The organism is Paenibacillus sp. Marseille-Q4541 (genome assembly GCF_018310695.1).
Lineage (GTDB): Bacteria > Bacillota > Bacilli > Paenibacillales > Paenibacillaceae > Paenibacillus.
In genome coordinates this window covers 1-23,801 of the sequence record NZ_JAGXCY010000050.1, presented here as the reverse complement: position 1 = coordinate 23,801, position 23,801 = coordinate 1, and the positions used below count along the sequence as shown (strand labels likewise).

Sequence of the window (23,801 nt, the reverse complement as noted above, 5' to 3'; positions counted from 1 at the left end):
CTGACATTAATGGCAGAGAAGCAGGTAACGGATGCGTTAATCGTTCCGTCTTCCTTCCGGATGCTGCTGGAATATGCACAGGCGCATGGAAGAGGAGAACAGCTTCGATCCCTGCGGCACATCTATTTGGGTGCGGAGGCAGTCACGGCAGATCTACTAGAGAAATATGTGGAACTGACTGGGCATGGAATGGAGCGACTGAACAATTTGTATGGTCCGACAGAAGGAACCGTATGCGTCACCTCAATGCAGTTCGAAGAAGGCGACCTTTTGGCCGTCCCGATCGGTAAACCGCTATGGAATACGCAGATTTATATGATGAACGGAAATGAAGCTTGTGGTGTCGGGGTACCCGGAGAAATCTGCATCGCAGGTGCGGGGGTGGCCAGAGGATACCTGAATCGTCCAGACCTGACTGCGGAGAAATTTGTGGAGAATCCGGTTCGGCCAGGAGAGCGAATGTACCGAACAGGAGATTTAGGACGCTGGATGGGAGACGGCCGTGTGGAATATTTGGGCCGAATCGGAGAACAAGTGAAGATACGTGGATACCGGATTGAACTGGGTGAGATTGAAGCCCGGCTCCGAGAGATAAGAGGCGTACAAGATGCCGTGGTGATTGTCCGAACCGACCAAGGGGATCCGGTGTTGTGTGGCTACGTGGTAAGTGCAGAGAAGGTGGACTTGGACCAAGTGAAAGAGAAGCTAGGTGCGAACCTACCATCCTATATGATCCCGTCCCACCTCATGCAGCTGGAGCAACTGCCGCAAACGAGAAGCGGAAAGCTGGATAAAAAGGCGTTGCCTAAACCGGAGATGGACAAAAGCAGGCCATACACCGCGCCAAGGGATGAGATAGAGGAATGTATTGCTGAGGTATTTCAGGAGATCCTTGGAACAGAACGTATTAGTATTGATGACAGTTTCTATGAATTGGGTGGAGATTCAATCAAGGCCATTCGAATTGTATCAAAGCTTAGAGAACGTAATTATGACCTGACTGTGAGAACGATTATGCAGGAAAGATCAATTCGTGCTATACGAGCAGAAATTCGGAAGACGGAAGATATACCTAGCGAACAAGGAGAGGTAAAGGGAGAAGTTACATTAACACCAATTCAAAGGAATTTCTTTTCATTTGAGTTAGCAAAACCCCATCACTTTAATCAATCGTTTATGCTAGAGAGTACAGAGAAAATTGAAGAGGAAAGTCTTAGGTCCGCTTTGCAGGCGGTTACTATACATCATGATATGTTGCGAGCATCATTTAATGAAGGTATTCAGACGATCCGTCCTGTTAGTGATGGTCAGCTTTATGAATTACGGATTTGGGATTGTACCGACATTCAGTTGAAGAATACTCTTTACCGCGAGATAGAGGTAAGGGCAAACGAACTTCAGACTAGTATGGATCTTCTTAGAGGGCCTTTATTGAAGGCTGGATTGTTCCGTGGACATGATCAGGACTATATACTTCTAGTGATCCATCATCTCGTGGTAGACGGGATATCCTGGAGAATTATTATTGAGGATCTTTATCGAAGTTATGTAGCCGCACAGACTGGTAAAAATATCTTGCTTCCTTCTAAAACCATCTCTTTTCAAAGCTGGAGTGAGGCGCTGATTCGTTATAGGGACAGTTATGATTTAAAACGTGAAATTCCGTATTGGCAGGAAATAGAGCAAAAAGTTAAAGCATGCCAATCTGTCCTTACTGGAAAAGAAAGCGGCGAGGGCCTTGCTCATATTGACCTGAGTTTAACTCCTGAAGAGACAAGTGACATGCTCTATAAAGCAGGTAAAGCTTATCATACTGAAATGAATGATCTGTTGTTAACGGCCTTATACCGAGCAGTGCATCAGTTGAGCGGTCAACATACTGTAGCCGTATGTCTGGAAGGTCACGGACGAGAATCAATTGGAGAAAATTTAGCTATTGACCGGACCGTAGGTTGGTTCACGAGTGTTTATCCTGTTGCGGTCAGCGAAATAGGCAAGAGCATACGGGACGATATCCGTAATACGAAAGAAAGTTTGCGCCGTGTTCCAAATCGAGGGATGGGATATGGAGTACTTAATACCACTACCAATCAAAATCTCGAAGGTGTAATGCCGGAGATTACATTTAACTATCTCGGGGAATTTGGTCAGGAAAATAGTACGGATGCATGGAAATTGAGTGAAGCACCTCGAGGAAACGATCTCCCACCCGAGAATAATTTTGGAACAGCGATGTCTTTTAATGGGGCCATCACGGGACAAACCTTTCAGTTCACTTTAAGCTATGACCAAAAACGCTGTAAACCTAAACAGATGGAGGAACTTGCCGGACAGTTTAAACAACAATTGATTGAAATCATCGCGCACTGTATCCATAAGAAAGAAACGGAACGGACTGCATCCGATTTTGGTGAACTGTTGTGGGACGATGCGGATTTTATTCAAGTGGAGCAACGATTGAACGAGGAAGGGTTTGCTATCGAAAGAATATACCCACTGACCCCTCTGCAAGAAGGTATGTTATATCATAAGCTGGCTGACGAGAAATCTTCTAGTTATGTTGTACAGACGGTATATCATACGAAAAGTCTATTGAAGCAAGAAGTACTAAGAGAGAGTCTTGATCTGCTCGCCGAGAAGCATGAGATTTTGCGTTCTAGTATTATCCATACAGGTGTTAAGGAACCAAGACAAGCCCTTTTAAGAGGAAGAGCATTGGAATTTGATTATAGTGACCTTACTTCGGAAAAAAGTCCAACGCTGAACTTCGAGATGGTTCGAAACAACGATGTGAACCGTGGTTTTAATTTGGAGAAAGACAGCCTAATTCGAGTGTCCTTAATAAAACTCCAGGAAGATGAATATCGAATGATCATGACATTCCATCACATCATCATGGATGGGTGGTGCATGTCTATTCTAATGAACGATTTGCTTCATTTTTACTATGCTTTGGAGGGCGGCTCAAGACCGGAAGCCATTACGCAGTCTTCCCGTTATGAACAATACGTCCGTCTAATCGAGCAGCAAGACAAAGAATCTGGGCTTCAGTATTGGGGTGAACTTCTTGAAGGGTACGGTGAACAAACGGGTGTTCGTGCTGAAGGGCGGCCTGAGGGTAGTCAGGAAGAAGTAGGAAGGGTAGAAACGTTTCTTACACCGGAACAGAGCCAAAGATTGGAAGAGATCAGCATCCAATTTGGTGTTACTGTTAACACCATGATTGAAGCAGCTTGGGGGATTTTGCTGCAACGATATAACCGAACGAGTGATGCCGTATTTGGCAAAGTTGTATCCGGAAGAAGTGTAGAACTTGAAGGTATTGAAGAAATGTTAGGACTTTTTATTAACACGGTGCCTGTTCGTGTGAAGTGCAATGACAGAACATCGCTTAAAGAATTATTGAATGAACTCCAAAATCAAGCTTTACAAAGCACTCAGTACGAGTACTGCTCATTAAGTGACATTCAAAATCAGAATGAACTCGGTAGTGAATTAATCCAGACCATGCTGGCTTTTGAAAACTATTATGAGCAAAAAAATGAGGAACAGACTAAGATTCATCTGTCCCTTGAACAAGCGCGAGAACAAACCAATTATCCGCTAACGCTAGTTGCCTACAAGTCTGATATGTTGGCACTGGGTTTAATGTATGATACGCGTACTTATGGAGAAACCGAGGTTCAAAGGATACTAAATCGATTAACTACTATTTTGCTGCATATGATCAAATACCCCGAAGGGGAAATTGGGGACATTGAGGTCGTTGGACAAGCCGAGATGGAACTTATATTAGATCATTTTAATGACACGAGTGCTCCGTATTCGAAAGAGAAAACAGTAATTGAATTATTTGAAGAACAGGTACTTAAAATTCCAAATCATCTGGCTGTGGTATCGAACGGACAACAGTTGACTTATGCTGAACTGAATAGCAAAGCCAATCAGCTAGCAGGACGATTGAGAGATCTGGGAACCCTGCCGAATCAATTTGTGGGCATTATGGCCGAACGAAGAGTAGAAACAATTATCGGTCTGTTGGCCGTACTGAAGGCTGGAGGTGCTTATTTACCTCTAGATCCGAAGTATCCGGTAAATCGCATACAATACATTCTGAAAGATAGCGGAACAAAAATTTTGTTAGTTGGTACTGAAGCAGCATCTGACATCCCTGCGAATATAGAAACCATCTGTATTGCGAATGAAGAGGTGTTTGTTGGTCCTATCTCCAATATAGAACAGATTAATAAACCTGATGATCTTGCTTATTTAATGTATACGTCGGGAACAACCGGTGAACCAAAAGGGGTAATGATTGAACATAGAAGTATCAATCGTCTCATCATAAATACAAACTATGCTGACCTATCAGAAGTGCGGATACTGCAGACCGGCTCGCTTGCCTTTGATGCTTCTACTTTTGAAATCTGGGGAGCTTTGTTGAATGGTGGAAGGCTTATCCTTGTTGAAGAAGAGGTATTGACTAATTCTACCCTACTAAAAAAGGCGATCTCTGATTACCAGATAAACACGCTGTGGCTGACAGTATCTTTGTTTAATCACATGATTGCGCTTGACAAGCAAGTATTTAATGAAGTGCAGCAGCTTCTGATTGGTGGAGAACAACTGTCAGTACAACATGTCAAATGGATGAAAGCCAATAACAAAAATACGCGTCTAATAAATGGGTATGGACCAACGGAGTCGACCACTTTTGCTGTAACTTATGAAATTAAGGATATGGTACAGAACTCTATCCCAATAGGCCAGCCAATTCGTAATACACAGGTATATCTAATGAATGGTGAACACTTTTGTGGTATAGGCATGCCAGGAGAATTGTTAGTTGGTGGACCAGGCGTAGCGAGAGGTTATTTAAATCAGCCTGAACTCACTTCTGCAAAATTTATTCCGAGTCCTTATCGGCCAGGAGAAATGTTATATCGAACAGGTGACATGGCTTGCTGGACATCAGATGGTAACATTGAGTATTTAGGCAGGATTGACCAGCAGGTTAAGGTGAGAGGTTATCGTATTGAATTAGGTGAAATTTCTGAGAAAATTCGGGGAATGGAAGATGTTCAGGAAGCAACGGTTGTTGTGAAAGAAATGAATGGCGACAAGCATTTATGTGCTTATTTCGCGGCAGCAAGACTTATAGAAGTATCTTTTATGAGGAGTGCTTTGGCCGAAAGTTTGCCCCCATATATGATACCTACACACTTTATGCAAATAGATCGGTTGCCAACGACAAGAAACGGTAAGCTGGATATAAGTGCTTTACCACTACCGATTGCCGAGGTTTCTGGTAACTATACCGCGCCAAGGGATGAAATAGAACAGAAAATAGCTGAAGCTTTTCAAGAGGTACTTGGTGTGGAATGTGTTGGAATAAAGGATAATTTCTTCGAACTTGGAGGGCATTCCTTACGGGCAACTCGTCTGGTCAATATAATGGAACAAAAACTCGGTGTCAGAATACCGCTGCGGGATGTAATTTCCGAACAAACGGTTGAGAATCTGGCTCTTAAAGTCAAAGAATCCGCTCAGGTGGAACAGTATGCTCCAATCCCTGAACAGCCAAAGCAATTCAGCTATGATATGAGTTCGGCACAGAAACGGTTGTATGTCATTGATCAAATACAAGGGGATAATATAACCTACAATATGCCTGAAATGATACGTATATACGGTAAACTTGACCTAAAAAGGTTCCAGTATGTAATGGATCAGTTAATTCATCGTCATGAGGCGCTCAGAACAAGTTTTACGATGGAAAAGGGAGAACCTGTACAGAAGATTGCCGATCAGGTGAAAGCAGATTTAGAATATAGCGAAGGAAATTCAGAAGAAATAGATAAGTTATTTCAGGACTTTGTACGCCCCTTCAATCTAAGTCAGGCACCACTCATGCGGATGAAGGTCGTACGTATAAATGAAGATGAGTATGTTCTGATGTCAGACTTTCACCATATCATCTTTGATGGACGTTCCTCTGGGATATGGATGGATGAACTTTCTAGCTTATATAATGGGCAAGACTTACCTGAACGAAGAATTCATTACAAAGACTATAGTGCCTGGCAAAACTCCAAAAACTTACAGGAGCAGGAGGAATATTGGGTTCATGAGTTCAGCGGTGAACTCCCTGTACTCGACCTCCAGACAGACTATCCAAGACCACAACAACAAAGTTATCGTGGGTGTAGTATAACTGCTTCGCTTGATCGAGAGACGAAACTGGGTGTAAAACGGCTTAGTAAAAAAACGGGGGCTACAGAATACATGATTCTCCTGTCTACTTTTATGTTATTGCTAAGCAGATACTCTAGGCAGGAAGAAATTGTTGTAGGCAGCCCGATTTCAGGAAGGGTACATCCTGATACGGAAAACATGCTCGGGATGTTTGTAAATACCCTTGCTATTAAAGGGAATTTGTCTTCAACTCAAACGTTTGATGACTTGGTCCGTCAATTAAAAGAAAGATGTTTGAACGCCTATGAAAATCAGGAATATCCATTTGAACAGCTGGTTGATAGAGTAGCAGGGGAACGAGACTTGTCACGCAACCCACTCTTTGACGTGATGTTTGCATTACAAAATAATGAGACGACTGAGCTGAGAATGGAAGGAATACGGCTGGAGCATGTTCCATTCGAAAATGATATTGCTAAATTTGATCTAACGGTAAGTATGACGGAGTTTGAGGATGGTTATCTCTTAAACTGGGAATATTGTACTGATTTATTTAAACTTGAAACAATCGAGCGGATGTGTGAACACTTTAAGAATCTATTGCAAAATGCGATCTCGGTTCCAGAGCAATTGTTATCCAATGTGGAGATGGTTAGTCTCCCAGAACGAGAGCAACTTCTGTATACCTTCAACTCAACTGATACGGACTATCCTTATCAATATTCTGTAGTGGAATTGTTTGAGGATCAAGTTGAGAGAACACCTATGCATGTAGCTGTTTCATTGGGAAAAGAACATATCACGTATGCGGATTTAAACGCCAAGTCAAATCAATTAGCAAGACAGCTACGTGCGGCAGGAGTCTGTCGCAACCAATTTGTTGGTATTATGGCTGAACGAAAAATTGAAACTATTATTGGTCTTCTCGCCATTTTAAAAGCAGGCGGAGCTTACCTGCCGATTGATCCTAAATATCCGTATAATCGAATTAAGTTCCTATTATCGGATAGTCAGAGTCAGGTGATTTTAACGAGAGAAAATAGTGTTCCTACTGATTTCGCGGGACAGTCATCTATCAAACATATCAATATTCTTGATGAAGAGCATTATAGCGGTCAGGATTCCAATCTTCAAAGGGTGAACATCCCGGACGATCTTGCGTATATCATCTATACTTCGGGTACAACTGGGCAACCAAAGGGAGTCATGATTGAGCATAGAAGCATTAATCGCCTTGTGAGAAATACTAATTATGCTGATTTTACAAGAGCAAGAATTTTACAGACAGGTTCCCTTGCCTTTGATGCTTCTACATTTGAGATATGGGGAGCTCTCTTAAATGGAGGTAGCTTCTGTTTTGTTGAAGAAGAGGTATTGTCGGATGCAAAATTGCTTGAGCATTCCATTGCGGATAATCAAGTGAATATGATGTTTATTACAACAGCATTATACAATCAAATGATCCGGCTTAATCCACATGTATTTGACTCTTTACAGCAGCTTCTGTTTGGAGGGGAGGCAACATCAGAGGAACACGTGGATATTCTTACAAGTAGAAATCCAGGAATACGTTTCTCCAATGTTTACGGACCTACGGAAAGTACGACGTTTGCTACCTACTACCAAATTAATGGGAATGCAGTTCGGACGAAGACGCCAATTGGAAAACCAATTTCAAATACCCAAGCTTATGTAATAACTGAAGGGAAGTTATGTGGAATTGGAGTACCAGGCGAGTTATATATCGGAGGAGCCGGGGTGGCGAGAGGATATCTCAATCGTCCAAAACTGACGCAAGAGAAATTTATCGATAATCCTTACCGACCTGGCGAGCGAATGTACCGTACAGGGGATTTGGTCCGCTGGCTGGAAGACGGGAATATTGAATATTTAGGCCGAATGGATGATCAGGTGAAGCTTAGGGGCTTCCGAATTGAACTTGGTGAAATCGAAAGCAAGCTCAGAGATATGCATGAAATAGAAGATGCTGCTGTTATTGTCCGTGAAGATCAGGACCGGTATCTATGTGGTTACGTTGTCGGAGAGAAACAACTGGATATGGCAGTGATTCGGGAACGATTAAGCACAAACCTTCCTAATTACATGATTCCAGCACATTTTGTTCAGATGGAGTGTATACCACTTACTCGAAACGGAAAGCTCGATAAAAGATCACTGCCGAAACCGGAGATAACAGCAAGTCACCTATATGCGCAACCAAGAGATGCCGTAGAGACGTCCATTGTTGAAGTGTTCCAAGAGATTCTCGGTGCGGAGAAGGTCGGTATCGATGACAGCTTCTATGAGCTGGGCGGAGATTCGATTAAGGCTATCCGAATGGTCTCCAAGCTTCGTGAACGTGGGTATGATCTTAATGTTCGAACCATTATGCAGGGTAGAACCGTGCGGAATATTCGAATTGATATTCAGTCTGGCGTGCAAAGTACGAACGAGCAGGGAGAAGTAAATGGTCTTGTGAATTTAACACCGATTCAAAAGGAGTTTTTTGCGTTCGAATTGACTAACCCCCATCATTTCAACCAATCATTTATGCTCGAAAGTGTGGAGCGGTTGGATGAGAAGAGCCTTAGATTAGCATTACAAGCGCTGGTTCATCATCATGATATGCTGAGGGTTATTTATAAGAACGGAATCCAGACGATTCGTCCTATTGGGGATGAAGAACATTATGATCTTCAGATATGGGATTATCAAGGTATTCAAAATATGGATAAACTGTACCAAGTGATGGAAATTAAAGCGAATGATCTTCAGTCCAGTATGGAGCTCACCAGTGGACCTTTGCTCAAAGCGGGAGTATTCCGTAGTGTAGAAAGAGATTATTTAATGCTAAGCATTCATCACCTTGTTGTAGATGGAATTTCATGGAGAATTATTATTGAGGATCTTTATCGTTCTTATTGTTTAGCGCAAGCGGAAAAGGAGATCATACTGCCTCCCAAAACGTTGTCTTTTCAAAGCTGGAGCGAGTCGCTACTTCGATACCGGGAGAGTGAAGCTCTTGCAAGTGAATTGATTTATTGGACTGAAGTGGAACAAAAAGTCAAAGCCTGCGGTTTCTTATTCACAGGTAATGGGAATGGTTCCGATACGAGACATATCGAGATTAGTTTAACACCTCAGCAAACGAGTGACCTTCTCTACAGAGCTAGCCAAGCTTATAATACAGAAATCAATGACTTACTGCTAACATCCTTGTTTCGAGCGATACAAAAGGTAAGCGGAGAAAATACACTTGCAGTAAATATGGAAGGCCATGGCCGGGAATCGATCGGAGAGGCTTTAGCGATTGACCGGACTGTAGGCTGGTTCACCAGCGTGTATCCGGCAACAGTGGAAGGCATTGGAACAAGCTTGTATAAGGATATCTGCAGCACGAAAGACAGTCTAAGACAAATTCCAAATCACGGTATTGGTTATGGAGTTTTGAAGATGCTGGGAAGTGAAGTGCTGGAAGGAATTACTCCAGAGATTACTTTTAACTATTTAGGTGAATTTGGACAAGAAGAAGGCACGGAGCATTGGAGGTTAAGTGAAGCCCCGAGAGGAGCAGATGTGCCAGAAGAGAATCAATTTGGTACGGCTATTTCTTTTAATGGAGCGATACAGGGTCAGGTTTTCCAAATGATGCTCAGTTACGACCGGAGTCGTTGTTCCGATGTGCAAATGGAAGAACTTGCTGGGCAGTTTAAAAACCAGTTGGTAGAAGTCATAATTCATTGTCTTGACCAAAATTCAGCAGGTAGGAATGTAGAGGTCGATCAATACAGCCATGTAGAGAAAGACAAGGACCTTATCGAATGGATATGGAATCTTGTTCAGGAGAAAAGTATGCTTCGCAGCGTTCAAGTAGAAGAAAAAGCATATTCTGTTTTATTCGTAGAAAACCTCAGTGCGGAGCAAAAAATAAGGATTGGAAAATTACTCAAACAAGGAGTGAGTAAAGAACTTCATCCACATTTTATACTTCCTATGAATCGTTACATGAAGACACAAGCGAAAATGGATGAAGAATTGTTTATGAACATGTGTCAAGATCCAGAGTTCGTACCTTTGAATCTCATTGATGTTAACCAATTTACACGAAATATTAGCACTCGGATCCAAAATAAGTATGTTCCGTCTACACTCCAGAGGAGCTTTATCGAGACAACGGGCACCATTGTACATGAAATATTACGAGTGGAAGGGAACTATGAGAAAGATGAGGTTGTAGATGCGGTCCGGAAAATCGTAGACAGGCAGGCTGTCCTCAGAAGTTCTCATCAGAAAGATGGGGGGAGTTCTATCATATGTGAACATGAGTTTTGTGCTGATTATTATGTTCCATATGTCGATATGAGATATGCAGGAGCAGAATTCCGAAGAATGACGAACAATCAGCTTAGTGCCATCAAATTAGAAGGGGAAGATCCAGAGACAATAAACAACTTAATCAGAGTGGTGATTATGAGAATTACGGAACAACAACATGAAATTCATATTATTGCTCATCACTGTGTTTGGGATAAGACAAGTACTCAACTATTTAAAGAACAGATTGAACTTATATTGCATACTCCTGAGCGATTGCTTCCATTTAAGGAGAAAGAGTCCACGTACATGCAGTATATTAATGAGATAACACGGAGTGATAAAGACAAATTGGATGGCAATATTAACGATTCTGTTGATCTCCAAGGTTATCTCTCGGGTGTTAAGGAATTTTTAAATTATAATTCGCATAATCGTTTGCTGAAGTCCACCGTTTCATTAGTAAAGATGGGTCCAAATGTGAATAGGTTGTATAAGGAAAGACCATGGAATGTATTGATGCATATCCTTCGTGTTATTGCGAGGGAGAACGGATTAGTCTCTGCAAATGTCACTTCCATTCCAATGTTTATTTTACAAGCTGATCGTAATTATATGGAAGCCGATTATATGGATGTGTTAGGGGAATTTCTAGATATGATGCCTGTGCTGGTAGATACGAAACAGAGTATCGGGTTTGATGCGCAAGAACATGTCGAAGCAATTCAGCTCCAAAAAAGGAAGAGTCACCTCAATTACGTAGAGTTGCTTAACAGGCTTCACGGGGAATTGACAACGGTTATTCCTGAAATACTCTCCATAAATTATCAGGGAGCATTTGATATTTCTTATGAAGATGTGCAAAAAATTGTTAGTAGTGATGAATTCAGGGACACTCCGGAGATTTTCGTCAATAGTTATACAGATTACCTGGTCATTTATTACCCGACTTATGAAAGGTTACAAGCGAATTTGGAGAAAGTACTAAAACAAGAGTTCCAAATACTTGAAACAGAGCTTCAACAAGCACCTATCTCCGTTGGAATGCTATAATCAATAGAAAAAGGGTAGAGGAATTATTCCTCTATCCTTTTTTTAGCTGGATTACACTTGTTGTATAACCTGAATAAGTGTGTCCCAACTCATGGCTTTGACTTGTTTGGGAAAGACTGGTTCACGCCCACAGACAGATAAAGCATAACCGGGATCAATCGTATATTGATGAAAATACCAGCTAGAATCAGCCTCACCAGAACGATAGAAATCCACTTTATTGTGCTCTTGAAATTCAAACGAAAAAGAATTGAGGGGAATCGAGAGTCCAGCACCTTCTGCCTTAATATAACTTTCCTTGAGTGTCCATAAATCGTAAAAGAATGATTGTCTTTGTTCTTCTTTTTGGTTCCAAAGCAAGTTTACTTCAGAAGGTGAAAAGAAGCGCTCCGCAATAGACATCTCGATGGGGGCAATCTTCTCAATATCAACACCAACTAGATTGTTATCGAAGGCAGAAACAACCCAGTCACCAGAATGAGAAATATTGTAGTGATATGCCGGATATTTAGCCAGCTCCGGTTTGCCATATGGATTATATTTTTTCACAAGATCAGTACGGTCTATCCCCCAGCGCTCAGAAGCATACAATTGCAGAAGGAGTTCACCGCAAAGTGTACGAAGGCGATCATCAGGCTTACGAAACTTATAAATCTTTGTTTGTAGCTCAGGACTCATTAACGGTATGACGCGCATCCAATCCTCATTGCAATCTAAAATAGGACGGAGATGTACAGACCAGATATCCATTTCAACATTTCCCTTTCTAAAATACATTCTAAAAGTTAAGGTGTTTACCTTCTGGAATGATTTGATTTACAACATAGGATTATCGCTTAGGTTTACCCAAAGTGAAGAATTTTCGAGTAAGGAAGCTAGCGTAAATAATTCATTTTCATGGCCTTTTGCTGCCATCACTTGTACACCGACAGGAAGTCCTGATTTACTAAGATGAATGGGCATACTCATCGCTGGATTACCTGTAAGGTTAGCTAACTGTGTAAAAGGAGTATACGTTAGGCTAGGAAGAAACATTTCGTATATGAGCTCTTGCTGTTTAGTCTTGGATAAATCGCTCACAGAGAGCAAATGCTGAATCTGTTCTGGACCAGGCGTAAGCTCACCCACGTGCGGTGCAGGATGGGCGTTCGTTGGTGTAATGTAAAAGTCGTATCGATCATAAATCGTACTCATCTGTGCCGCAGCTACATCCCATTCTGCCAGACTGTGCACAAATTCAGCAGCAGATAATTTGCGTCCAGCTTCAAGAAGCACCCAGCCTTCGATCTCTATATCATCAGCAGTAATCGATCTGCCAAGCCCTCGTTCCATCCCGAGCACCATAGCCGCCATTTCACCACTATTCATCATGTAATAATTCTCCATAAGCCGAACTCCGTTTACGGGGCTTAATTTTTCCTCTATTTCATGCCCTTCGGATTCGAGAAAACGAACCAGCTTGTGTACTGCTTCTTTGGCATCTTCACTAACCGGTGTGCCCACAGGTGAAGCCGTCGTATATGCAATTCGATATTTACGTTCAAGTGGGCGATACATATCTTCCAGAAAGCGTCCCGGATAGAGCGGTACTTGAAATGCAGCTTCATTCTGAAGGACTTGCAGTACATCCAGTAGTGCAGCACTATCTCTAACCGTTTTTGATAAAGCAAAATCAATGGAGGCCCCTTGCCACTGTCGACCTACCCCTGGACCTACAGGTGTACGGCCACGAGTCGGCTTAAGACCAAAAAGTCCACTGAAGGAAGCGGGGATTCGTATCGAACCGCCTCCATCACTAGCGCCTGCGATCGGAACCATACCAGATGCTACGGCAGCAGCGGAGCCACCACTAGATCCACCCGGTGAATGCTCTACATTCCACGGGTTTCGAGCAGGTCCATGGAGTTTAGGTTCGGTAATATTTTTAAGACCGAATTCGGGTGTATTGGTATGTCCAATCGGAATAAAACCCGCTTTTCTTAACTTCGCAACGAAATGAGAATCGTATAAAGGCGTATGTTTTTTAAAAAGTCTAGATCCTGAAGTTAGCGGTTCTCCGCCAATGGCTTGAGAGATATCTTTTAGCAGAATAGGAATGCCTGCAAAAGGCTGTTCCATAATGCTGACCTGCTTCGCTTCTTCAAGCGCTTTTTCAAATCTTGTATGTACAACTGCATTTACTTTCGGGTTATGTTTGTCCACTTGGTGTATGGCCGTTTGGACTAGCTCGGCAGGCGAAATTTCACGGTCTCTAACAAGCTGAGCCAGTCCAACCGCATCATAAGATGTATATGGGAATTCCATGTTAATCATCCTTTCTGATTATGTTTCTATCATACGCAAGACGTTCGTTTTTTTCCAGTACACCAAAAAAGCCATGTCCGTAGACATGGCATGAAACTTGTTTAATTTGTAGTAGAAAGTTGATTCTGATTCCCTTGTTGTTGGCGCGTTAGAATAAACAGAACGGACCATATGAAGATGAATCCAACCAGCTGAGCCAGTGTAATGATTTGGCCAAAAGCAAGCCAGTTTACAATGATACCTGTCATTGGAAAACTTAGCTCTGCGAGCGTAGCCATAGATGCTTTAGTAGAAGACAACCCTTTGTAATACAGAAGCAGACTGAGTAGTCCAGGCAACAGAGCTTGCGCAAGCAAATTAACAATAATACTGGTGAGTGCGGGACCCGCCTGCGGCAGGTTGGTTACACCACCTTCGATCCATGTCATTGCTACGAGCAGAGGAATCGCGAGAACGTAACGGATGGAAGTAACCGTTTTATACTGCAGTTGTCCAAGAAGCAGACGTCCCATAACTGTGGAACCTCCCCATAGAACAGCTGCTAGAAGTGAAAGAAGGCTTCCGATTTTGAGCCATTCCGTCCCCCCGCCAAACGGTAAGTGAAATCCAAAGGTAAGGAGATACGTACCAATAATCGCGATGGTGAACAAAGCACCAAACTTTTGTGGCAGAGTTTCTTTTAAGATCAGTTTTGCTAAAAGTATGGCAAAGATCGGCTGCATCTTTTGCAGCAAGATAACTGCATTCAGGTCACCACTCGTCAAAGCCATCGTGAAAATGACAGAAGCAAGTGCAGAACCGCCCCAAGAGATGAATATCATGGCGAGATAATGTTTTAGCTTTAGGTTCTTAAGTTCATGGCGATTCATCCATAGGATGGGGCCTGCCACAAGACACACAAGTAAATGTTCTACAAGAACCACTTGCATGGATGTCATGTGTTCTAACAAATTGATACGAAATAGAGGACTTATTCCCCATAGTGCTGCTCCGAGGGCTACTAGCCAAAAACCAGAAGCACTCGTATTTTTTTTTGGTGCAAGGGTAGTGTTTTCCATAATCAAACTCCTCCATCGAAATTTGAAAATGGTATCTTCAGTTAAAAAACCCCTGTAAATTCAGCATTCTCATGCCAAAAAGTACAGGGGTTGATCAAACAAACATGCAAAATAAAAACGCTGCACGCTGCGATATTTGATCTTCTCTCATCCGGACTATACCGTCGGCCTTGGAATATACACCAAGTCAGTCAATTTTCTAAATAGAAAATTGAGTCGCGGGCTTCGCTAACAAGAGCGTCACCGCCGGTTGGGAATTTCACCCTACCCCGAAGATCCATTATTCAATTTGTTAATATATTTTTGTAAGTAAATGAGTTGTTGTAACTCGAATGAGTTTATCATAATACAGGAAGCGCTATCACAGCAAGGATTAATTTTTTCTAGGTTAATTAGGGAGTCTAACATCAGATATTGATGATTTGTCTTTTTTGCTATATAAGTTGAAGGAAAAGAATGCTAAAGCTTAAAGACTTAAAAGCAGCCACTTATATTCCGGAGATGGGATGATCAAGAAATGGGAGCTGAAAATCCACCAATCTTCTCATACAACGTATTTTGGGGACCTGAAACGGTTCCTTTTTTCGGAGGAATATTGGTTGATAACAGTTGAAATGGGACATTATGTAAGGTGAATGTGAGCATTTGATAAAAACTATAAAAAATCATTGACATAACCACGTCAGATTTGGATAATAAACAGCATTGTTATTTAAGCGCACTAAAGCGTTGCAACTTTCATCTAGGAGTGACTTTATGGATTTACTACGCAAGAAGCATTTTGATCCAAATCGCAAATCAGGAAACAATTTAAAGAAAACGCTAGGCCCTTTTGATCTGGCTGCCCTAGGAATAGGCGCCGTCATCGGAACGGGTGTTTTTGTCATTACTGGAGCTGCAGCTGCTAATACTGCAGGACCTGCACTCGTTATTTCATTTGTCGTTGCTGCAATGGCATGTATTCTTGCAGCACTATGTTATTCCGAACTCTCTTCAACTGTGACTATATCCGGAAGTGCCTATGCGTACAGCTATGCGGCCTTTGGTGAAGTTTTTGGCTGGTTAATGGGCTGGACGCTTGTCTTAGAATATGGCTTAGCTGCTGCTTCTGTTGCTAGTGGATGGTCAGCATATGTGCAAGGACTTTTAACCGGTTTTAATATTCATTTGCCTGTTCAATTGTCCGGAGCTTTTAATTCGTCCACAGGACAAATTGTGGATTTACCAGCGATTATTATTATTTTGCTTATTTGTTTGTTATTAACGCAAGGTGCGAAAGAGACAGCCAGATTTAATGCTATTATGGTGTTTGTAAAAATAGCTGTCATCCTTATTTTTGTTGTCGTAGGTGCCTTTTATGTGAAACCAGATAACTGGACTCCATTTATGCCTTTCGGTTTCTCAGGGGTCATGAGCGGTGCCGCGCTTGTATTTTTCGCTTATATAGGATTTGATGCCGTAGCATCGGCTGCCGAAGAGGTGAAAAACCCGCAGCGAGATTTACCTATTGGAATTATTGCTTCACTTGTTGTTTGTACAACTCTTTACGTATTAGTTGTGGTTGTCCTCACAGGTATGGTTCCCTATGGACAGCTTGGTGTAGCTGATCCCGTTGCTTTTGCTCTCCGATTTGTAGGACAAGATTTTGTGGCAGGACTTATTTCACTTGGGGCCATTGCTGGAATTACCACCGTTCTACTTGTGCTTTTATTCAGCCAAACTAGACTACTATTTGCAATCTCTCGTGATGGGTTGCTTCCCAAATTTTTGTCGAAAGTGGATGAGAAGAGACAAACTCCGATTCGAAGCACTTGGATGGTAGGAGTTATCATCGCTTTGTTTTGTGGATTTATTCCCCTGGATAAGTTGGCAAGTTTAACGAGCATTGGTACACTATTTGCTTTTGCTGTTGTATCGCTTGGCGTAATAGGTCTGCGTAAAGCAAGACCAGATCTCAAGCGTGGATTCTCGGTTCCGTGGGTACCGTTTATTCCACTGCTCAGCGCGGGATGTTGTATCTTTCTCATGTTACAATTAAGTTTTATGACATGGGTAGGGTTCATCATATGGATGATTATCGGTTTGCTTATTTATCTACTATACGGATACTCACATAGTGAACTTGGTAACAACAAGAAGTCCAACTGACTGGATTTTTCTTGATACTATAGAAACCAATAACAAAAAACTTTCGGCAGGTTGCCGGAAGTTTTTTGTTTATCACAGAGTAGTAACAGTTTTGACTCTCATTCGAAAAAAAGTATGCTATAATGACTAACTTAGAGGAAACGCTTAAGTGTAGAAAAGGTGATAACATGCGACGAACAATCAAATGGTCTTTGGCATGTATGCTTATATTGCTGCTTGCTGCCTGCAATTCTTCAGAGCCAGAACAAGTGCAGCCGATCATAAAGGAAGAGCCTGTAGAGACAGGGCAAACCCTAACATTAGTAGAACCTGAATATTATGAAGTATCTGAAACTAGTAAATATCAAATTCAAACGAGACTCACGGATTTTCAATTGATTCATGGGTATGGCGGACTAGCTTGGGGCGTAACCCGTAACGAATTAAGACTGTATTATACACGAGATAGTGGAAAAACGTGGGTAAATATTTCTCCGTCGGCCAATGTGAAGTTCTCATCTAACCCCGTTTATGGGAAAGATATTTTCTTTCTAGATGGGGAGCACGGATGGATCGTTCGCTCGGGATCGGATGGAACCAATAATGTTGTACTTCGTACCGATGACGGTGGCGAGAGCTGGAAAATTGCTTCACTTGAAGAATCGGAAGAAGTAACTGCTCTTTATTTTGTGTCAAGCTCTCATGGATATCTAATGACTAGTCAGAATTCCGGGACACTAAAAGAGCAAAAAACAATTTTTGCGACGACGGATGGTGGCATCAATTGGGAAGAAGTGTCTACAAATAATCCAGTGCAAGCTACAGATGATGCAATTTCCTTGCAGGGATACGCTATGGGCATGATGTTTACAGACGAAAATAGGGGGCTCGTTCCTGTATTAGAAATGGGAACACCTAAAATGTTTGCTACTAAAGACTATGGTCAGACCTGGTCACTGGACAAGACATTTTTTAATCGAACCTCATCGCTTCATGCGGACTGTTCTTCATTTACAATAGGTGAAATGGAGTCCTTAAGTCTGAGCCACAATAAACTGTATGTTCCTTTGGGGTGTTCTGAAGGAAATAGTGTAAAGTATAGTGGATTGTTTACGAAGGACAGCGGCGATTCGTGGAGCCATGTTGAATTTGATCTGCCTGCAGAAAGTGGTGTGAACAAGCGGCTTTACCCGACGTTCGTGTCTGACACTACAGGTTGGATGCTGATCGGAAAAACAGTATATCATACAATAGATCAAGGGAAGACATGGTCTACGCTTGCGGAGAGCAAGACCCTTGTTGAACTGCTGAATGAATACCCTGAAGTTGTAAAGATGCAGTTTGTAACGACAAAAGTGGGATGGATCTTACTTGAAAATGCGAGTAAGAAGAAATCCATTCTGATACAAACAACGGATGGTGGAGTTAACTGGGGAGTATTGTAATGAAGAATTTCTGAACTAATCTTCTTTGATATGACAAGTTCGTTTTGGTGATGGCATATAATTGGATAGAATGACGGTTTGCCAAAACCTAACACGGACGGGAGGAGACGGCATGGGATTTGAATCTTTCTGGATGTTTGATTTTTTCGGAACGGTATTCCCTGTAGTTTTTGTCGTGATTCTCGGTATCATTGCATTTTCCATAGGAAAAGAAGCGCTACAGTGGGGGAAAAACAAAAAGCAGCCAGTCCTCACGGTGCATTCTCGGATTACGGGAAGGCGAATTCAGGTACAGCAACAAACGAACCAGAGCGAGGGTAACAGTACAAGAACTATGTATTATGTCACGTTTGAAGTTGAAAGCGGCGATCGGTTGGAGTTTAAAGTCGGAGGTAAAGATTACGGCCTATGCTCTGAAGGTGATCAGGGAAGGCTCACGTTTCAGGGAACGCGTTACATTGGTTTTGATCGTCATGCGAAAGTATATCCAGAGCGGCTTCACGGATCTTAAGACATAGATACTAATATGTTCAGTACTGCTTACAATCTCTTAAGATTACAATGTGTGCCGTCCCAATGAGGACGGCTTTTTTGATTCTTTTTTATTATTGAATGTGGTTACTTTCTTGAACATGGGTAATGATTACATAGAGGAAATTTTAACTGGATTTGAATAGAAGGGAAGATCAAACATGAGGTTTAACGATCACGTTGTTATAGTAACCGGTGCAAGTAGTGGCATTGGAAAAGAGGTAGCAGAGGCGTACACACTGCAGGGAGCAAAAGTTGTACTTGCTGACCGTGATGAGGAGAAAGGAGCAGCAGCAGCGGCAGCTCTTCGTCAGGAAGGTTATGAAGCCATGTTTATGAGCTGTGATGTTAGGTCAGAAGATGCGATTTCTGCATTAATGGAAGCTACTGTAAATGAATATGGTCGGATCGATATTCTAATTAACAACGCAGGATACGGGATTTGGAAATCACCTTATGAACTATTGACCGAGGAATGGGACGACGTGATGAATACGAATGTACGCAGTTGTTTTCTGGGTACAAGAGCAGCAGCAAAATATATGAAAAAGAACAAAAATGGCGGGTCTGTAGTGAATATGGCTTCTACCCGTGCTTGGATGTCAGAGCCTAATTCAGAGGCCTATGCTGCATCGAAAGGAGCTATTGTTGCGCTGAGCCATGCGATGGCGTTGTCTTTGTCTTCGGACCACATTCGGGTCAATAGTATTAGTCCCGGATGGATCGAAACGGGTGAATATGATCAACTGCGTCCTGAGGATCATTCTCAGCATCCAAGCGGAAGAGTCGGAAAACCGTCTGATATCGCGAGAGCTTGCCTATATTTGACTGATCCGGAGAATGATTTTGTTACTGCAGAGAATCTAGTAATAGATGGTGGCATGACTCGTAAAATGATATATGAGCCCTAAACTAGGACCAGCCTGTCATGTATAAATAAACATAGCTATAATTAACGATGAGCCCAACTTGAGTACGTGGGCTCATTTTTTTTGATCGTTTCCACTGCTATAATAGCGTTGGTTTAAAAATAGAGAAAAGAAGTGGAGGGAGGATATGTACGGGAAACTTTCCCGCATCATCTTGTGGCTTGTACTGTTTGCTAGTGTGATGTGGATGACAGCTTTCGATTCCTCAAATGAAAATACACGGGCAACTTGGCTTTGGCAGGCTGAATCCATTCAGGATGGCGGCCAAGAAGTTTTAGATTACGCAGAAAATCATCAGATTAATCATATTTACTTACGGATTGATATGGAACAATCCGTAGAAGTATATCAGCAGTTTACCAGAAATGCGTATGAACTTGGAATTAAAGTCGACGCACTTGGAGGCCATCCCGAGTGGGCAGGAGAACGTGGTGAAGCTCCTTTACTGCGATTTGCTAACTGGGTTGTTAACTACAACAGGGAATCAGATGAGAACGAACAATTTAGTGGTATCCATCTGGACATTGAACCTTATGTACTAGCTGACTGGGAGAAAGATAGTGATGCGGTCATCCAATCCTATCTTGCAAATCTTGAAAATTTCTTGAGTGTAGTTGAACCAGAATCTAGTTTGGAGACAGCGATTGATCTTCCTTTCTGGTACGATCATTATTACCATCCTGATGCCTCTAATGAACCGCTAATTCAGTGGTTTCTTGGTAAGTTTGATCGTGTCACTTTAATGGCTTACCGTGACAAAGCGAGTGGAGAAGGAAGTATTCTTAGTGTTATCCAAGAAGAGATGGAGTGGTCCAGTAATTATCCAGCGGAAATTATCGTTGGAGTCAATGCGAAACCGATGCCGGGAGAAGAGTATACTTCATTTGCAGGTCAAACATCTAACAAAATGGAAGAAGTACTTCAGGAAGTGACTTCGTCTCTTCAGGGATTTTCCAGATTTGGCGGGGTTGCTATCCATGATTATGTATATTGGAGTCAGATGAGCAGTGATCCAGGAGGTCCTGATCCAACACCAGAACCAGAACCAGAACCAGAACCAGAACCAGAACCAGAACCAGAACCAGAACCAGAACCTGTGCCACCGGACCAAGACTCTATTCGAGGTACTTATATATGGCAAGCAGAACAGATTATTAATGACAGTGATCAGGTGCTAGAATTTTTAAGAGAGAAGCAGGTTAATTTTCTCTATGTAAGACTTGATCTGGATCAGCCGTACGCCTTATATCGTAATTTTGTAAGTGAAGCGCAAGCGATGGGAATTGAAGTTCATGCCATGGGCGGACACCCGAGTTGGGGTCTTGAAGAAAATAGGCCGCGTATTGCCAGGCTCATTAATTATGTGAAACAATATAATCTACGTGCGGCAGAAGAAGAAAAATTTCATGGAATCCATCTCGATATAGAGCCGTATACGAACCCAGAATGGAATAACAATCGGGAACGTGTTCTGGTGGAATGGGCTTCGAATATGGAGTATTTTGCACGTGAAACGAAAAAAGACTCCGATCTTGAAACCAGTGCTGATTTAGCTGTCTGGCTCGATACTTATGAATTACCAGGAGCCGAGATGAGTGTATCGGAATGGATGATTCGTACACTTGATCATATTTCGCTTATGGCATTTCGAGATACAGCGGAAGGTTCAAACGGTATCGCATCTGTAGTATCTCAAGAAATGAAAATAGCTGATCGCCTGGGTAAGCCATTGCTCGTTTCTGTTGAAATGAAGCAAAGTCATGAAGGAAATCATATTACTTTTTACGAAGAAGGCGAGGCATATATGGAATCAGAATTGGCTAAATTGCCAGATCTGCTTGCTGAATATGAAGCGTATCAGGGGTATATAATCCATTCATATGATTACTGGGTTAATGCTAAGCCTTAAACGATTGATTCGTACCTATAAAAGGAAATTAGTAAACATAGGAAGAGGAATAATGACGAGCTAAGGGGAACCTTAGTCCGTCTTTGTAAGGATTTATTTAAGGCCACTTATAATAGGTATTCTTTTCACTTACCTAGATTCCTTTTTCTGTTTGGAAGATTTGAAATGAAGTCATATAATTCCATAGATAAATTTGCTACACTAATAAAAATGAATATTTATTCTCGGAGGAAATATATGAATCTGACTTCATTATCTCATTTTCCATATCTTGCACAGGAAGAGGAACAACCACGTACTACTTTTGGCCCTCTTTCCACAGGTGAGGAAACGTATGATCCAATTCTCGCAATAACTAGTGTAGTTGTCCTGCTGGTTATTCTGGTGATTGGTTTTTATGTGACTCGATATTTCCGGAATCATCGTAACAAAAAATAGTGCAGTGAACAAAACGAATCATGGGTTAGTAAACCCATGATTCGTTTTTTATTTATAAAATTTTTGAAAGAAATTGTCACGATCTGGGCGAATGCACAATAGGATATAAAGTATAGTCATGAGAACAGTTAACACAGGAAGGAGGGAGACATCATTTGGCAGTAATTAAAGCGAATTCCGAAGATGTGAAATTACTGGCGAGGCTTATGCGTGCGGAAGCAGAAGAAGACGGAGATACAGGGATGCTCCTTGTAGGTAATGTAGGAGTCAATCGAATTCTTGGAGGATGTCTGGATTTTCGTAATATCCGATCTGTGAGCGATATGGTATTTCAGAACCCAGGAGGATTTGAAGCCACACAGAAAGGATATTTCTACCAAGCAGCTAGAGAATCGGATATAAGGCTCGCCAACCGAGTCATTAACGGAGAGAAGGTATGGCCAGGAAGTAATGCACTCTGGTTCTTCAGACCAGCAGGGGATTGCCCGCCTACCTGGTACAATCAAGCGAATACAGGAAGGTACCGTGCACATTGTTTCTTTAGTCCGTCATATGAAGATTGTCCTGCTGTGTATTAGGATGATACACGAACTTAAAGCCAAGGAGGTTTTAGATTATGTTTAATCAGCCTTATCAACCGGTCACGTATAAAATTGGAAATGGGGGGCCTGGCTATGATCCAAGAAATATGGGGATGCCCTCTATGCCAATGATGCCTGGGATGCAAGGAATGTCAGGAATGTCAGGAATGCCAGGAATGCCAGGAATGCCAGGAATGCCGAATACGACCGTGGTTCCTCCGGAAGTAAGTAGTGGAAGTGTGATGACCCCAGGTGGTTCTGTTATTCAGCAGAACATTCCTTTTACTGAACAGTCTTTTATTGAGAACATTCTTAGGCTGAATCTCGGCAAGGTTGGAACTTTCTATGCGACCTATGAAGGAAACAGTGAATGGAATGCAAAAATATTTAAAGGAGTACTGGAAGCAGCAGGACGGGATCACATTATTATTAGTGATCCAAATACAGGTCAGCGTATTATCATCCTGATGGTGAACTTTGACTATGCTACTTTTGATGAACCTTTAAATTATGAATATCCATATTCACCGGCTACTCCGCGCCGGTAAAGTTTAGGATAGCTACAATTCGTTCACTATCCAGAAAAAAACACATAATTCCAATGTTCCAGCCGCTGAGCACACAAAAAAAGCTTGAATTTGTGTGCTTAGCGGTTATTTATTGCACTTATTTCATTTTGGCCGTCATATATATTAGCAAGTTATAAGTTTACAGTATTCGCGGTACGGGCTTTTTTGTTAGGAGATACAAACAGAAAGGAATAGAAGGAGGTGAACCTATTCATCGGAACAATACGGTGGATAGGAAAATCATTTGGCTGATCCTTTACCGGCTATAGGATTATTTTTGATCATGGCGGGGTTTGTGCTGATTAGTAGCTTATTTGTGCTCATGGAAAAAAGTCTGCATTTGCTGTC

The 23,801-nt window shown here is 42.0% G+C and carries 13 protein-coding genes and 1 riboswitch; of the genes, 10 read left to right on the top strand and 3 right to left on the bottom strand.

What is annotated here, in order from left to right:
• The first annotated feature begins 9 nt into the window (after nucleotides 1-9).
• On the top strand, nucleotides 10-11,562 hold the full coding sequence (locus KFT32_RS25385) for a non-ribosomal peptide synthetase (RefSeq protein WP_211750154.1): 11,553 nt from the start codon (nucleotides 10-12) through the stop codon (nucleotides 11,560-11,562).
• Between the two features lie 51 nt (nucleotides 11,563-11,613).
• Here KFT32_RS25385 and KFT32_RS25380 read toward each other — a convergent pair whose 3' ends face one another.
• From KFT32_RS25380 to KFT32_RS25370, 3 genes are all read right to left on the bottom strand, one after another.
• Nucleotides 11,614-12,312 (bottom strand): 4'-phosphopantetheinyl transferase family protein, encoded by a 699-nt coding sequence (locus KFT32_RS25380; protein ID WP_211750153.1) that lies wholly within the window; start codon nucleotides 12,310-12,312, stop codon nucleotides 11,614-11,616.
• Between the two features lie 66 nt (nucleotides 12,313-12,378).
• A complete protein-coding gene (locus KFT32_RS25375) occupies nucleotides 12,379-13,866 on the bottom strand; it encodes an amidase (protein WP_211750152.1) in 1,488 nt (495 codons plus the stop codon).
• 101 nt (nucleotides 13,867-13,967) lie between these two features.
• Nucleotides 13,968-14,924 carry a DMT family transporter gene (locus tag KFT32_RS25370; RefSeq protein ID WP_211750151.1) on the bottom strand — a complete coding sequence of 319 codons (957 nt, stop codon included), beginning with the start codon at nucleotides 14,922-14,924 and terminating at the stop codon, nucleotides 13,968-13,970.
• A 135-nt stretch (nucleotides 14,925-15,059) separates the two neighbouring features.
• Nucleotides 15,060-15,205, bottom strand: a riboswitch (FMN riboswitch).
• A gap of 225 nt (nucleotides 15,206-15,430) precedes the next feature.
• Here KFT32_RS25370 and KFT32_RS27755 point away from each other — a divergent pair.
• The 9 genes from KFT32_RS27755 to gerQ all read left to right on the top strand — a co-directional run bounded on the left by KFT32_RS27755 (nucleotide 15,431) and on the right by gerQ (nucleotide 23,432).
• The gene (locus tag KFT32_RS27755; RefSeq protein ID WP_211750150.1) at nucleotides 15,431-15,559 is read left to right on the top strand and encodes a DUF3900 domain-containing protein; all 129 of its coding nucleotides are present in this window, start codon (nucleotides 15,431-15,433) and stop codon (nucleotides 15,557-15,559) included.
• Between the two features lie 121 nt (nucleotides 15,560-15,680).
• A complete protein-coding gene (locus KFT32_RS25360; protein WP_211750149.1) occupies nucleotides 15,681-17,072 on the top strand; it encodes an amino acid permease in 1,392 nt (463 codons plus the stop codon).
• Nucleotides 17,073-17,239: 167 nt separating this feature from the next.
• Complete coding sequence (locus KFT32_RS25355; RefSeq protein WP_211750148.1) at nucleotides 17,240-18,496, top strand: YCF48-related protein; 1,257 nt, start codon at nucleotides 17,240-17,242, stop codon at nucleotides 18,494-18,496.
• Nucleotides 18,497-18,608: 112 nt separating this feature from the next.
• On the top strand, nucleotides 18,609-19,007 hold the full coding sequence (locus tag KFT32_RS25350; RefSeq protein WP_211750147.1) for a DUF2500 domain-containing protein: 399 nt from the start codon (nucleotides 18,609-18,611) through the stop codon (nucleotides 19,005-19,007).
• Nucleotides 19,008-19,188: 181 nt separating this feature from the next.
• On the top strand, nucleotides 19,189-19,938 hold the full coding sequence (locus KFT32_RS25345) for an SDR family NAD(P)-dependent oxidoreductase (protein ID WP_211750146.1): 750 nt from the start codon (nucleotides 19,189-19,191) through the stop codon (nucleotides 19,936-19,938).
• 145 nt (nucleotides 19,939-20,083) lie between these two features.
• Nucleotides 20,084-21,865, top strand: coding sequence for a hypothetical protein (locus tag KFT32_RS25340; RefSeq protein WP_211750145.1), 1,782 nt, complete (start codon nucleotides 20,084-20,086; stop codon nucleotides 21,863-21,865).
• 237 nt (nucleotides 21,866-22,102) lie between these two features.
• Nucleotides 22,103-22,303 carry a hypothetical protein gene (locus tag KFT32_RS25335; RefSeq protein ID WP_211750144.1) on the top strand — a complete coding sequence of 67 codons (201 nt, stop codon included), beginning with the start codon at nucleotides 22,103-22,105 and terminating at the stop codon, nucleotides 22,301-22,303.
• Nucleotides 22,304-22,458: 155 nt separating this feature from the next.
• Nucleotides 22,459-22,881 carry a cell wall hydrolase gene (locus tag KFT32_RS25330; protein ID WP_211750143.1) on the top strand — a complete coding sequence of 141 codons (423 nt, stop codon included), beginning with the start codon at nucleotides 22,459-22,461 and terminating at the stop codon, nucleotides 22,879-22,881.
• 35 nt (nucleotides 22,882-22,916) lie between these two features.
• Nucleotides 22,917-23,432: a spore coat protein GerQ gene (gene gerQ / locus KFT32_RS25325; protein ID WP_481856368.1), complete on the top strand. Its 516-nt coding sequence runs from the start codon at nucleotides 22,917-22,919 to the stop codon at nucleotides 23,430-23,432.
• The last annotated feature ends 369 nt before the right edge of the window (nucleotides 23,433-23,801 follow it).